We start from the raw sequence: 13,291 nt of genomic DNA, 5'->3' as shown, positions 1-13,291 counted from the left end.
TTATCGAAAATTTCAATTTAATGAAACGTTTCTCCTTCCTGATAGTCGCCTTGGCTATTCTCTCTTGTGGCGGTAAAGAATCTAACCAGTCTTCTACTAGCGAGGCCCGATCGGCCACCGACTCTCTTCTTCTTCACCCCGAAGAGATGAAATACCTTAAGAACATAAGGCAGATTACTTTTGGTGGCAACAATGCCGAGGCTTATTGGAGTTTTGATGACAGGTTCCTGGTTTTCCAAAGTGACTATAAAGAATGGGGAGTGAACTGCGACCAGATTTTTGTGACCGACTGGCGCAACGATGATCTAAAAAACAATAAACCGACAATGGTAAGTACGGGACTCGGCAGAACTACCTGCTCCTACTTTCTACCGGGCAATGAAACCATTGTCTATGGCTCAACTCACTTAGGTGATGAAGCTTGTCCTCCTACACCTGAGCGCAGAGCCGATGGTAAATATGTTTGGCCTATTTATCCGAGCTTTGACATTTTCACTGCTGACCTTGATGGCAATATTATTAGTCAGTTGACCAACGAGCCGGGTTATGATGCTGAAGCAACTGTTTCTCCTAAGGGGGATAAGATTGTCTTTACCTCAATGCGAACAGGCGATCTGGAGCTTTTTACTATGAATATAGATGGTTCGGATGTAAAGCAAATTACCAACGAGTTGGGCTATGACGGTGGTGCATTTTTCTCTCCTGATGGCTCGAAGCTGATTTTTCGCTCTTCCAGGCCAAAAACTGAAGAAGAAATAAAGGAATATAAAGACCTGTTAGCACAAGGGCTTGTAATGCCAACGGATATGGAGCTTTACATTTGCAATGCGGATGGAAGCGACCTAAGGAAACTCACAGATCTTGGCCAGGCCAATTGGGCACCGTTTTTTCATCCTTCAGGGGAGAAAATCATCTTCGCCAGTAATCATACTGCAACGAGAGGATTTCCTTTCAATCTTTATATGATCAACATTGATGGAACCGGATTGACGAGAATCACTCATGACGAGACTTTCGATGCTTTCCCAGTCTTCTCCAATGATGGCAAATACATTGTGTTCTCATCTAACAGAAACAATGGTGGCACAAGAGATACCAACCTGTTTGTAGCTGAGTGGATTGGGGGGTGATCCTAGTTCAGTGTTCAATGTTTCAAGTTCAAAGTGACTTCAAACATAAAACTACTTCTCAACCACCATCATAACCAATCTGAAACCAGTATAAGCAGTTGGCTTGGAGAACTCCTGTCTTGAACTTATCATAGCCCAATAGGGTGTTTGAAGGTAGCTTCCTCCTTTAGCCACTGTTGAATTTTTTCCTTCACTATAAGGTGAGGTTGTCATTTCACTCACATTGCCGCTCATGTTGTACAAGCCATAGCGATTTGGCATAAATTGATTTACCGGGTTCGTGTAGCTGGTGGGGTTCACTTTGTCAATCTGTTCCTGAGTAAGGCTAAATTCAATTGAACCATCTTCTTGAACTTGGCTGATTATGTTGGTGTCGCTTACTCTTAAAATATTGGCGAGAATATCTCCCTTAGAGTTTCTAATGTAAGGTCCACCCCAGGGAAAAGGAGCAACATCATTACCTCCTCGAGCTGCCCATTCCCATTCTTGTTCAGTTGCCAAGCGGAAAAGGACTTTCTTGAACTCACGTTTCGGTTGGTTGTTATATGCTACAGTAAGCCATTCAGCATAGGCTTTGGCATCACTTAAGTCTACACCAACAATTGGATAATTGTCAAAAGCTGTATGCTCATAGTAGTACATGAGCTTGGATTCATCGAGGTTTTTCCGAAAGTTCCAGACACTTACTTCTGGTTCATGTTTAGTGTTCTTTTCTCCACCATCTCCATAAAACCTCCTGTAGTCTACTACTCTTGTCTCAAACTTTGCCATATAAAACCCAGCCTCACCTGCATGTCCAGGAATGTACGCCCAGTGTTTCTCGGAAAGTATATCAGGAATTTCAGGAGCTTTATTTTGAGCGAATGATGGTGTTGAGAATAGCAGTATTGCCAGCAAAAGTGTGTTAGCTTTGTTCATTGTTTTTAAGTTGAAGTTTAAGATGAACAATAAACGAATCAAATACTTCTTTCTTGCCTCAGTGCTCATTCAGATGTTTGTGATAACCTCACTGGCCACAGGATCGCCCCTATTGACCATGCCGGTAGTGGAAGGAGGTAGTTTGCCTTGGGGCAACTTAATGACTGCGGTTATGTTCGTGCTATTTCCTCTCAACTTTCTCATCATTAGAAGTACCAGGAAAGTTCATCCTATTCCACTAAAAGTATTTCGAATCTGTGTTCTAGCAAGCTTAGTTCTAGGAGTTCTTTGGATTCCCGTAACCTATCTGCTTTCAGGCAACTGGTCGGCCAGCTTCCGCAGACAGGATAATGCCTCTGAAATTTGGTGGGCATATACTTATGCCACACCCATTCTGCCATTTGCAGGATACTTTTTGATGAGAATCCTAACTATGTTTTTTAAGCCAAAGTGATTTAGTTCACTTTGGTTTTTAGAATTTCTACATCTTGCTTCAAGCTCAATAACAATTCTTTTAGGTCTTGATTCTCCTTTTTTAAGGCTTCGTTTTCTTTATTCTCATCAATGAGATACAAAGTTAACTCCTCAATCTTTTTCAAGAGAACTGTCTGAATATCACCCAAGTCTTGGCCGTTAGCCTCTATTTCCTGAGCAGATGGTACTTCTGGCAGGTGCTGGTTTTGCTGGATAAAATCCTCCAGCTCGTTTAAGGGTCTGAGGTTGTAATCTGAAGAGAACACGTAGTCAGGCCAAGGCGATGCCTCAACTTTAACCTTTTTGGAGCGGATGGTGCCGTTGACTTCGAGTTTTTCTGAGGGTGATGTCGTGCCGATGCCAACATTATGATCAACAATGAGATCACCATTTGATTTAACACCCCATAAAAAAGATGAATTGGAGGATGTCGCTTTGATTGGAGTACTTAAACCACTCCCCGAAGGCCCTTTAATCTGCTGATAGATATAGCCATTTCTTACTGGGGAGTCACTTGGCAAGTAACCATACGCCCCATGGTTTCCCGAAATGACTTCCATGAACATCCGAGGATAAGCACCCTGACTGTAGAATCCATAACCCTGAGAATTATAATCTACATATCCTCCATGTACTGACCGATAATTAAAATATCTACTGATGGAAACTCCACTCCCATCTGTAAGAGCAGAGGCAGTAAAACTTCGATAAGTATTACTTGTAATGAAATCACTGGGACTTAGATTACTAAATTTTGATATTAGAGCCCCATGCGATTCAACAGAACCTGATATTTGGAGTTTAACTCGAGGGTCGTCTAAACCAATCCCAACATTACCAGAATTATAATATATATCCGATCCACTGGTTGTCCATTGAGCAAATAAGGAAGTTGTAGCAAGAAGAATTAGTAGGGAATAAAGAGCCTTTTTCATAATGTTTATTGTTTTTGGTTTTTAATAGTTTCAATCTCTTTCTTCATTTCGAGAAGCAGACTTTTTAACCCATTATTTTCGCTCTCCAATTTCTGATATTTGGAATCTAAAGCCTGAAATCTGTCATCTGAAGCCTGAAGTCTTTTCTCTTGCTCAATGGTATAAAGCGTCAACTCCTCAATTTTCTTTAAAAGCACTGCCTGAATATCCCCCAAGTCTTGGCCGTTAGCTTCTATCTCTTTAGCCGAAGGTACCTCTGGCAGATGTTGGTTCTGTTCAATGAATTGCTCAACCTCATCTAAGGTTCTGAGTTTGAAATTGGGAGAGAAGACATAGTCCGGCCAGGGTGATGCTTCCACTTTAACCTTCTTGGAGCGGATGGTGCCGTTGACTTCTAGTTTTTCGTTGGGTGAGGTGGTGCCAATGCCTACGTTTCCGTTTTGAGCAACTCTCATTCGTTCATTTCTAGTGTCAGAACCTGTGCTAAATGAAACGCCATCAAACCCGTTGATTGATAATCCATCGGGGGATACACCTCCATTATTATGATCATACGCTAGAATTGAAACATTATACTTGTTGACGTTGCTAAAACCTTCTCTAAAAAAGATACCTCTTTCATGCCCACTGTTACCAAAAACATCCAGAAGCAAATCGCCTTCTATATGCAATGTATTAGTGGGGCTCTGCGTACCAATACCTACTTTGCCATCTCCTTTAACATTCAGCACCCCATTGGTTGAATTGCCATTCGGTGAAATTGAAACCCAGTCAGGTGAACCTTCAGTATAGAAAATGCCGTAATGTGGAAAATTGGAATCATAGGCCATTCCAAAAGTACTTCCACCTTGCCCCCCTAAATAGATTCTACGATTCATGCCAGTAGCGTTAATGTTGCCATTTACATGTAATTTCTCGCTTGGGGTGTTTATATCTATTCCAACTTTCCCATCACCTAATATGGTCAGACCACTTGACAAAGAATGTTGTCCTCCGATGTTGAGCGTATGAAATGTATTGGCCACGTCATCATAGTTGTACAAAAAGATATTATCTCCGTCATTGGTGTTCAAGGTGAGCCGCTTATTTTGGTTTCCAGACTGGGTTGAATAAAAAGCAACTGTCCCCCAAGAAGTAAGCCCATTAGAGAGAATGGCCCCATTAACATGCAGTTTTGCTACTGGCGATGCCGTCCCAATTCCAACATTCCCGGAATTGTAGTAAATGTTGGAGCCACTGGTTGTCCACTGAGCGAATGTTAAAGTAGACGACAAAAGAATAAGCAGGGTATAAATAGTCTTTTTCATGGTTTATTGTTTTTGGTTCTTAATGGTTTCGATTTCCTTTTTGAGTTCAAGGAACATTTCTTTTAGCATTAGATTTTCATCTTCCACTTTTGTGATTTGTCCTTTGAGATTTGAGTTTTCCTTATTTTCCTGAATAAGGTAGAGCGTCAACTCCTCAATCTTCTTCAAGAGTACGGCCTGAATATCCCCCAAATCCTGCCCATTGGTTTCTACTTCCTTGGCAGAAGGCACTTCGGGTAGGTGTTGATTTTGCTGGATAAAATGCTCTAGCTCGATTAATGGCCTGAGGTTGTATGCAGAGGAAAAGACATAGTCTGGCCAGTTACCTGGAGTTTGGGTTACTTTGACTTTCTTGGTCTCAATATCGCTTTCAAAAAGTACTTTGTCTCCAGTGGGAATGATGGATAGATTGCCACTTGAGTTAACCTTTAATTGAGCATGATTGCTAATACCCCCATCGTAGATACGGATTCCACCACTACCTCCCCCATAATTATAATTGAACCTTACATCTGTTCCCGTACCACCAGAACTGATCATGAGGTTGCCAGAATTACCTCTTTTAATAACTGCATCACCGCTTACCGGAGATAGAATTAGTCCATAGTTGGTATTTGAGTAAATCGTTCCACTCACATATAAATTAGAATTCGTTCCACCGTACCCAACATAGATTGCTTTTCCATTGGCATAATTTAGATACAGGTCATCTTGATTTATTGTATTAGGCTCTTTTCCATAAAGATGTCTAACAATCAGGCCTTGATTACTGAATCCACCTACGTTGACACTGCCCGAATTATAGTACAGGGGACTTAAGTCGATTCTTGTGCCTTGAGCAAACATCCAAGTAGAAGATAAAAGAATAAGAACAGAGTAAATGAGCTTTTTCATAATGTTTATTGTTTTTGGTTTTTAATGATTTCAATTTCTTTTTTAAGAGAGGTGTTCTCAGATAGCAGCCTTTCAATAAGAATTTGCTGCTCTTTATCTCTCTTGTCTTGATCAATCACATACAACGTCAACTCCTCAATCTTTTTTAAAAGCACCACTTGAATATCTCCCAAGTCTTGACCATTGGCTTCTATTTCTTTGGCAGAGGGCACTTCCGGTAGGTGCTGGTTTTGCTGGACAAATTGTTCCAGCTCGTTTAAGGGTCTGAGTTTGTAATCTGAGGAGAAAACGTAGTCAGGCCAAGGCGATGCCTCAACTTTAACCTTTTTGGAGCGGATGGTACCGTTGACTTCGAGTTTTTCGGACGGGGAGGAGGTGCCGATTCCAATGTTGCCGTCACCTCTCATAAATAGTAGATCGTCTTGCCAAGCTGATTTAACCCTTATGGAGTTGCCTGTTGAGCCTATTCCGGCAAACATTCCCTGTAAGAAGAATTGATCGCTTGTCCCTTCTGAAATTTTGATAATGTTGGAGTTGTCTTGGTCTCGCCCCAGGTTGTGTAAAATTATACCGCCACCTGATACATGTAGTTTATCTGAAGGAGTAGTGGTACCAATACCTAGATGACCATTCTCCGTCAGTCGCATCAATTCGGTATTCTCCTTATAAAAAGCGTGGATGGATTTTGCTCTATAATAGTTACCGGAGTTATAAATAAAGCGATCATAGACGCCATCATTGATGGCGAAGTTGTCATTTGAAATGATATCAAATCCATTCTCAAGCCTTATGCTCCCTACTATATGAAGTTTTTCGGAAGGAGAGCTTGTACCAACCCCAACATTACCAGAACTATAATATATATCCGATCCACTGGTTGTCCATTGAGCAAACAAGGAAGTTGTAGCAAGAAGAATTAGAATGGAATAAAGAGTTTTTTTCATAATGTTTATTGTTTGTAATGAATGTAGCTAAAGAAACAGATAAATCAGAAATAAAATATTGATTGTAAGCAACGATCATTACCCCTTATGAAAAATTCTTATTTGTGCATTTCAAACTTTTTATTTCCTTTGTCCCCTCAATGCAAAACGCAGCTAACATAGTAACCCCACCCGGTGTGTCTCCTGTTTCAAGAGGAGAGAGGGCTGTTTGCACTATCAGGCAAGATAGGCGCTAGTCGCCACTGCTTCCTTTTGTCGCCTACGTGGTGACTCTTTAACCTATATTTCTTAGTTTAATCATTTTGAATTTCAACCCAAGTCTGTTTACAGGCTTAGTTTTGATACCCAACCCGCAAATGGAATTAAAATTTACCGTAAGACCGGCCACCTCCAACGATGTGCACTATGCACAAACTATAGTCGATGAAATTGCTTCATCGGCTGCCAAAAGAGGCACGGGAATAGCCAGGCGCACTCCGGAATATGTCTCCAAAAAAATGGATGAAGGCAAAGCCGTCATTGCCTATGCCCAAGATGGTACATGGGCAGGTTTCTGCTACATAGAGGTGTGGAGCCATGGCCAGTTTGTGGCCAACTCGGGCCTAATTGTCAATCCTGAGTTTCGTGGCCATGGGCTCGCAAAGCGGATCAAGCAGGAGGTATTTAAGCTCTCCCGCAAAAAATACCCGGAAGCAAAGATATTTGGTCTAACTACTGGAGCAGCCGTGCTTAAAATCAACTCCGAATTAGGATATAAGCCCGTGATCTACGAAGAGCTTACACAAGATGAAGACTTCTGGGCAGGCTGTAAGACCTGTGTGAACTTTGACATTCTCACCGCAAAAAACAGAAAGAACTGCATTTGTACAGCCATGCTTTATAATCCGGCCTGGGAGAAAAATATTAAACCCAAAAGGACCGTCTGGACCGAGAGAGAGCTAGACAAAGACCTTAAGCTCTTTGAGCGCTGGATTAAATTTAAAAAGAGTGTATTGCTGAAGATAGACGAACGGAAAAAGAAAAAAGAAAATGGAAAATAACAAAGTGGTACTGGCATTCAGTGGTGGTTTAGACACATCATTTTGTGTAAAATACCTGGCCGAAGATAGAGGGATGGAAGTGCACTCTGTGGTAGTAAACACCGGTGGATTCGATGAGGCTGAAATCAAAAGAATTGAAGATAGAGCGAAAAGCTTAGGCGTAAAATCGCACAAAACCATAGATGAGACAGACAACTACTATCAGAAAGTAGTACGCTTTCTCATCTTCGGCAATATTCTAAAAAATGGTTCTTATCCGCTTTCGGTAAGTGCTGAGCGCGTTTCACAGGCAGTAGCCATTGCCCAGTATGCCAAGGAAGTTGGTGCCAAGGCCATTGCTCATGGTAGCACAGGTGCCGGAAACGATCAAGTTCGTTTCGATATGATCTTCCAAACCTTTATGCCTGAAGCGGAGATCATCACACCTATTCGTGACCTTCGTCTTTCAAGAGAAGCCGAGATTGAATACCTACAGTCCAAAGGAGTAGACTTCGACTTTACCAAGTCTGTTTATTCCATCAATAAAGGCCTTTGGGGTACGTCTGTTGGAGGAAAAGAAACGCTGAAATCCAATGGCAACCTGCCGGAATCTGCTTTCCCTACTCAAGTAACAAAGACAGCGGCAGAGGAATTAAAACTGACTTTCGAAAAGGGTGAAATCAAAGCCATTAACGACAAAGTCTATGACAAGCCTGCCCAGGCCATTTTAGCCCTGGAGAGAATTGCCGGTCCTTTCGGAATAGGAAGAGACATTCACGTGGGAGATACTATCATCGGTATCAAAGGCCGCGTTGGTTTTGAGGCAGCAGCCAGTGTGTTGCTCATCAAGTCTCACCAAGCATTGGAGAAACACGTGCTCAGCAAGTGGCAGATTTACTGGAAAGATCAGGTTTCTGCATTCTATGGCAACTGGCTGCACGAAGGCCAGTTCCTTGACCCAGTGATGCGCGATCTTGAGGCGATGCTGAAAAGCACGCAGCGCAATGTTACAGGCGATGTATTCCTGACATTATTCCCTTACAGATATCAGATCAATGGTATTGAATCAGTTCACGACCTAATGTCTGCCAAATTCGGCCACTATGGAGAAATGAACAAATCATGGACAGGTGACGATGTAAGAGGCTTTGCCAAGATATTCGGTAATCAAAATGCCATTTACCATCAGGTGAACGAAGAAGAGATATGATTAAGGTAGGAATTATAGGAGGTGCTGGATACACTGGCGGAGAATTGATCCGTCTTCTACTCAACCACCCGGAAGCTGAAATCAGCTTTGTTCAAAGCCGAAGTCAGGCAGGTAAAAAGCTTTATTCTTCACACAGCGATCTGTTGGGCGAAACCGAACTGGAGTTCGTACCAGAATGGCACAGCGAAGTAGACGTTTTGTTCCTCTGCATGGGCCATGGCGACTCTAAGAAGTTCATGGAGGCGAATCATGTGGACGATTCTGTGAAGATCATTGACCTCGCTCATGACTACAGATTGGATGACAGCAAAGTTTATGGTTTACCAGAGCTCAATAGAGAGGCCACCAAATCGGCTAATTTTGTAGCCAACCCAGGTTGTTTTGCCACAGCCATTGAATTGGCTTTGCTTCCACTGGCTCATAATGGCATGTTGAAGGAAGTGCACGTTTCAGGAACCACCGGCTCTACCGGTGCGGGAGTGATGCCATCTGATTCGACTCACTTCAGCTGGAGAAACAACAACATTTCTACCTATAAGGAATTTCAGCATCAGCATTTGGCAGAAATCAGAAAGTCATTGATGCAATATCAGCCTTGGTTTGAGAACAACATCAACTTTGTTCCTTATCGTGGGAATTTCACCCGAGGTATTCTGATCTCAGCTTATCAGTACTGTGAGTGGCCTTTGGAAGAAGCCATTAGAGTGTATAAAGAATATTATGAGGGGCACCCTTTTACTTGGGTGACCGATAGTCCTTTAGATGTAAAGCAAGTGGTCAATACCAACAAATGCTTTATCCATTTACAGATGCACAATGGCTATCTGATGGTTCAATCAGCCATTGACAACCTGCTAAAAGGAGCTTCCGGCCAGGCCGTACAAAACATGAATCTGATGTTCGGGTTAGAAGAAACCACTGGGCTGAAATTGAAGGCGAGTGCTTTTTAGAGCCCCGGCCTTCACAACAACAACTATAACACGTCATTCCCCTTTTCAGGGGAATCCCTATCGGGCTTAGGCTACATAAATAGGAGATTCCCGCCTGCGCGGGAATGACAGCAAAGAGATAGAAAATGAAATTATTCGATGTATATCCCCTCTACGATATTGAGCCCGTAAAAGCGCTGGGGTCAAAACTTTGGGATAAAGAAGGAACTGAATACCTGGACCTTTATGGAGGTCATGCGGTGATTTCAATTGGCCATACACACCCACATTATGTGAAGAGACTGACCGATCAGTTGAACGCTCTTGGCTTCTACTCCAATGCTGTTCAGAATTCTATTCAAGAGGAGCTGGCTGCGAAACTGGGTGAAATTTCAGGCTGCGAAGACTATCAATTATTCCTTTGTAGCACGGGTGCCGAAGCCAATGAAAATGCTCTGAAACTGGCTTCCTTTCACACTGGCAGAAAGAAAGTAATCGCCATGAAGCAAGCCTTTCATGGCCGAACTTCAGGTGCGGTTGCTGCTACTGACAACCCGAAAATCGTGGCTCCATTCAATGCTGATCATCAGGTGGTTTTTGTACCGATGAATGACATTGAGGCACTTAAAGCTGAGCTTGATGATCAGACAGCTGCTGTCATTATCGAAGGAATGCAAGGAGTTGCGGGTATCTATGTGCCAAGCAATGATTATCTGCAGCAGGTTTCAGCGCTTTGTAAGGAAGCTGGCGCCTTGTTGATCATGGATGAGGTGCAATCCGGAGCAGGTCGTTCTGGAAAGTTCTTCGCTTATCAACACAGTGGTATTCAACCTGATGTAATCTCTCTGGCTAAAGGTATTGGTAATGGATTTCCAGTGGCTATGATTTTGATTGCTCCTCACATTCAGCCTTGGCATGGAATGTTGGGTACCACTTTCGGAGGAAATCATTTAGCCTGTGCCGCTTCATTAGCCGTGTTGGAGGTAATAGAACAGGAAAACCTAATGGCTAATGCAGCCGAATTGGGAGACTTGTTGATAGCCGAACTCAAGTCTATTCCACAAATTAAAGAAGTGCGTGGAATGGGGCTTATGCTTGGTCTGGGCTTCGATTTCTCGGTGGCTGAGCTAAGAAAGAATCTGCTTTTCAGCCATAAAATATTTACCGGCTCGGCTGGCGATAAAAATACAATGAGATTATTGCCGTCACTGGCCGTTACCAAGGAAGAGTTAAACCAATTCCTTGAAGCATTAAAAATTGAGTTGAATAAATAAAACAACCACTTCGCCAAATGGGCAGAGGCTGTCTCAAAAGTTCTTGCTTTGTCATTCCCAGCTTGACTGGGAATCTCAATCGACCTTCGAGTCAACATGAGGAGATTCCCTCCCGATGTGTCGGGACGTTGTCGGGAATGACAGAAGTTTTTGAGACTGGCTGTCCGAAGGACTGAGGGGTAGCATAAAAATGAAAAACTTCACTTCTGTCAAAGATGTCAAAGACCCAAGCGGTCTGGTAAAAAAGGCCCTGGAAATCAAGGCCAACCCTTTCACTCCTGATTTTGCCAGGGGAAAAAGGGCTGGACTGATATTTCTCAATCCAAGTTTGAGAACACGCCTGAGCTCACAGGTAGCTGTTCAGAACCTTGGTGCCGAAGCCATTGTGCTAGACATTGGAAAGGATGGCTGGGCACTCGAATTTGAAGATGGAGTGAAGATGAACGGTAACAAAGCTGAGCACATTAAAGAAGCGGCAGGAGTATTGGGCCAGTATTTCGATGTGTTGGGGGTTCGAACCTTCCCTGAGCTAAAAGACAGAAATACCGATTATTCAGAGCAGCTGTTGAATGCTTTCATCAAGTATTCCGGCCTTCCTGTAGTGAGCCTTGAAAGCGCTACCAGACACCCACTGCAAAGTCTGGCAGATTGGATGACCATAGAAGAACACTGGAAAAAGTCCGAAAGACCTAAGGTGGTAATCACCTGGGCTCCGCATGTAAAAGCATTGCCTCAGGCGGTTCCAAACTCATTTGTGGAATGGATGCGAGAGGCACCTGTAGACCTGACCATCACTCACCCCGAAGGATATGAGCTGGCAGAGGAGTTTGCCGGAGGAGTACCTGTAGAATATAACCAGATGAAAGCCCTTGAAGGTGCTGACTTTGTATACGTGAAGAACTGGTCTTCTTACCAGCAATATGGTCAGATTTTAAGTCAGGATGAAAGCTGGAGTTTTGGCAATGAACAATTGGCCGTAACGAACAATGCCAAAGTGATGCACTGTTTGCCGGTTAGAAGAGGATTAGTGATTAAGGATGAAATATTGGATGGCCCGAATGCCATTCACCTGCAGCAAGCAAAGAACAGAGTGTATAGCGCTCAGGCGGTTTTTGCGGAGTTGCTTAAATAAAAAAATAGGGTTACTTACTTAAGTCGCAAGAATTATAATTCTGAACCTTGCCTCCATTTGTGTCTTCACAAATGGCTGTTAAAAGACGCTGTGAAGACACAGCTTGTGGCTAGCATACTGGATCTAACAAATGTAATCTAAATGAGTAACCCTATAAAAAAATGACCTCTTCGCCCCCCGAAGTATCGGGGCGGGCACCTGCCTTTGCAGGCAGGCTCCTCCTGTCAGGAGGAGATTTGAGGCAGTGCTAAAACGGACTCTTGTCCCCGTGGGGGGTAGGGGATGGACAGAAATAAAATGAACAAACTAACCATAATCAAAATAGGTGGAAATGTGATCGATGACCCCAAGTCATTGGATCAGTTTCTTACTGATTTTGCCCAACGATCTGAACCGGCAATTCTGGTGCATGGTGGAGGCAAAATCGCTACACAGATTGGGAACAAGCTAGGCATCGAAGCCAAAATGGTCGATGGCCGCAGAATCACTGATGCTGAGACCCTCGATCTGGTGACCATGGTTTATGGTGGTTTAACCAACAAGAAAATTGTAGCTCAGCTGCAGTCCAAAGGCTTCAATGCGATTGGATTAACCGGGGCTGATGGCAATGTCATGTTGGCAAAAAAACGCCCCGTCAAGCAGATTGACTATGGGTTTGTGGGAGACATTACAGCAGATGGTGTCAATATTTCCTTGCTGCAAAGCCTATTGAATCAGGGTGTGAATCCGGTGTTTTGTGCGCTCACTCACGATGGTGAAGGCCATATGCTCAACACCAACGCAGATACCATTGCTTCGGTATTGGCTGTTGCTATGAGCCGGGAATTTGAGGTGGAACTGGTTTATTGCTTCGAGCAACCAGGAGTGCTTTCTGACTTTGAGAACAAAGTAGTGATTCCGGTACTTGAGCCTAAGAACTATCAGGAATACAAGGATTCAGGAGTAATCAATAGCGGGATGATTCCAAAGCTGGACAATGCCTTTGATGCCCTGAATGCTGGAGTTACGAGCGTTAGAATTATTCAGTTCTCAGATTTGAACAAGGCTGAAGCCGGAACGCTGATTAAACTATGAAGTGGTGCTACAGCTACATAATGCATAAACCAGTCATCTTTAGACTCGTCA

Annotated in this window: 13 protein-coding genes; 8 read left to right on the top strand and 5 right to left on the bottom strand. The window is 43.2% G+C overall.

The window, feature by feature from the left end:
• Nucleotides 1-20 precede the first annotated feature (20 nt).
• Entirely contained in the window at nt 21-1,130 is a 1,110-nt protein-coding gene (locus B3O12_RS12330; protein ID WP_286745327.1) for a TolB family protein, read from the top strand.
• Nucleotides 1,131-1,181: 51 nt separating this feature from the next.
• On the opposite strand, the gene B3O12_RS12325 is transcribed toward B3O12_RS12330, so the two are convergent.
• Nucleotides 1,182-2,048 (bottom strand): formylglycine-generating enzyme family protein, encoded by an 867-nt coding sequence (locus B3O12_RS12325; RefSeq protein ID WP_286756492.1) that lies wholly within the window; start codon nt 2,046-2,048, stop codon nt 1,182-1,184.
• Nucleotides 2,049-2,070: 22 nt separating this feature from the next.
• Here B3O12_RS12325 and B3O12_RS12320 point away from each other — a divergent pair, with 22 nt between their 5' ends.
• The gene (locus B3O12_RS12320; protein WP_286756491.1) at nt 2,071-2,502 is read left to right on the top strand and encodes a hypothetical protein; all 432 of its coding nucleotides are present in this window, start codon (nt 2,071-2,073) and stop codon (nt 2,500-2,502) included.
• A gap of 1 nt (nt 2,503) precedes the next feature.
• On the opposite strand, the gene B3O12_RS12315 is transcribed toward B3O12_RS12320, so the two are convergent.
• The 4 genes from B3O12_RS12315 to B3O12_RS12300 are packed head-to-tail and all read right to left on the bottom strand — an operon-like array spanning nt 2,504 to nt 6,602.
• On the bottom strand, nt 2,504-3,457 hold the full coding sequence (locus B3O12_RS12315; RefSeq protein WP_286756490.1) for a hypothetical protein: 954 nt from the start codon (nt 3,455-3,457) through the stop codon (nt 2,504-2,506).
• 5 nt (nt 3,458-3,462) lie between these two features.
• Entirely contained in the window at nt 3,463-4,764 is a 1,302-nt protein-coding gene (locus B3O12_RS12310) for a hypothetical protein (RefSeq protein WP_286756489.1), read from the bottom strand.
• Nucleotides 4,765-4,767: 3 nt separating this feature from the next.
• Nucleotides 4,768-5,658 (bottom strand): hypothetical protein, encoded by an 891-nt coding sequence (locus B3O12_RS12305; protein ID WP_286756488.1) that lies wholly within the window; start codon nt 5,656-5,658, stop codon nt 4,768-4,770.
• A gap of 5 nt (nt 5,659-5,663) precedes the next feature.
• The gene (locus B3O12_RS12300) at nt 5,664-6,602 is read right to left on the bottom strand and encodes a hypothetical protein (protein WP_286756487.1); all 939 of its coding nucleotides are present in this window, start codon (nt 6,600-6,602) and stop codon (nt 5,664-5,666) included.
• Between the two features lie 356 nt (nt 6,603-6,958).
• Here B3O12_RS12300 and B3O12_RS12295 point away from each other — a divergent pair, with 356 nt between their 5' ends.
• The 6 genes from B3O12_RS12295 (at nt 6,959) to argB (ending at nt 13,240) form a co-directional block, all read left to right on the top strand.
• The gene (locus tag B3O12_RS12295; RefSeq protein ID WP_286745324.1) at nt 6,959-7,642 is read left to right on the top strand and encodes a GNAT family N-acetyltransferase; all 684 of its coding nucleotides are present in this window, start codon (nt 6,959-6,961) and stop codon (nt 7,640-7,642) included.
• Complete coding sequence (argG, locus tag B3O12_RS12290; protein WP_286745323.1) at nt 7,632-8,831, top strand: argininosuccinate synthase; 1,200 nt, start codon at nt 7,632-7,634, stop codon at nt 8,829-8,831. The genes B3O12_RS12295 and argG overlap by 11 nt, the downstream gene beginning before the upstream one ends.
• A complete protein-coding gene (gene argC / locus B3O12_RS12285; RefSeq protein ID WP_286745322.1) occupies nt 8,828-9,781 on the top strand; it encodes an N-acetyl-gamma-glutamyl-phosphate reductase in 954 nt (317 codons plus the stop codon). Before argG ends, argC begins: the two co-directional genes overlap by 4 nt.
• A 125-nt stretch (nt 9,782-9,906) precedes the next feature.
• Entirely contained in the window at nt 9,907-11,034 is a 1,128-nt protein-coding gene (locus B3O12_RS12280; protein WP_286756486.1) for an aspartate aminotransferase family protein, read from the top strand.
• A 190-nt stretch (nt 11,035-11,224) separates the two neighbouring features.
• On the top strand, nt 11,225-12,166 hold the full coding sequence (locus tag B3O12_RS12275) for an N-acetylornithine carbamoyltransferase (RefSeq protein ID WP_286756485.1): 942 nt from the start codon (nt 11,225-11,227) through the stop codon (nt 12,164-12,166).
• 297 nt (nt 12,167-12,463) lie between these two features.
• Nucleotides 12,464-13,240, top strand: coding sequence for an acetylglutamate kinase (gene argB / locus B3O12_RS12270; protein ID WP_286756484.1), 777 nt, complete (start codon nt 12,464-12,466; stop codon nt 13,238-13,240).
• Nucleotides 13,241-13,291: the final 51 nt, after the last annotated feature.

Source organism: Roseivirga sp. UBA838 (assembly GCF_002296035.1).
Lineage (GTDB): Bacteria > Bacteroidota > Bacteroidia > Cytophagales > Cyclobacteriaceae > Roseivirga > Roseivirga thermotolerans.
This window is presented reverse-complemented; position numbering and strand designations above follow the sequence as displayed.

Coding starts and splice junctions, on each gene's coding strand:
- argG (WP_286745323.1), top strand. CDS start 7,632: ATGGAAAATAACAAAGTGGTACTGGCATTCAGTGGTGGTTTAGACACA.
- B3O12_RS12300 (WP_286756487.1), bottom strand. CDS start 6,602: ATGAAAAAAACTCTTTATTCCATTCTAATTCTTCTTGCTACAACTTCC.
- B3O12_RS12320 (WP_286756491.1), top strand. CDS start 2,071: ATGAACAATAAACGAATCAAATACTTCTTTCTTGCCTCAGTGCTCATT.
- B3O12_RS12280 (WP_286756486.1), top strand. CDS start 9,907: ATGAAATTATTCGATGTATATCCCCTCTACGATATTGAGCCCGTAAAA.
- B3O12_RS12305 (WP_286756488.1), bottom strand. CDS start 5,658: ATGAAAAAGCTCATTTACTCTGTTCTTATTCTTTTATCTTCTACTTGG.
- B3O12_RS12330 (WP_286745327.1), top strand. CDS start 21: ATGAAACGTTTCTCCTTCCTGATAGTCGCCTTGGCTATTCTCTCTTGT.
- argB (WP_286756484.1), top strand. CDS start 12,464: ATGAACAAACTAACCATAATCAAAATAGGTGGAAATGTGATCGATGAC.
- B3O12_RS12310 (WP_286756489.1), bottom strand. CDS start 4,764: ATGAAAAAGACTATTTATACCCTGCTTATTCTTTTGTCGTCTACTTTA.
- B3O12_RS12295 (WP_286745324.1), top strand. CDS start 6,959: ATGGAATTAAAATTTACCGTAAGACCGGCCACCTCCAACGATGTGCAC.
- argC (WP_286745322.1), top strand. CDS start 8,828: ATGATTAAGGTAGGAATTATAGGAGGTGCTGGATACACTGGCGGAGAA.
- B3O12_RS12315 (WP_286756490.1), bottom strand. CDS start 3,457: ATGAAAAAGGCTCTTTATTCCCTACTAATTCTTCTTGCTACAACTTCC.
- B3O12_RS12325 (WP_286756492.1), bottom strand. CDS start 2,048: ATGAACAAAGCTAACACACTTTTGCTGGCAATACTGCTATTCTCAACA.
- B3O12_RS12275 (WP_286756485.1), top strand. CDS start 11,225: ATGAAAAACTTCACTTCTGTCAAAGATGTCAAAGACCCAAGCGGTCTG.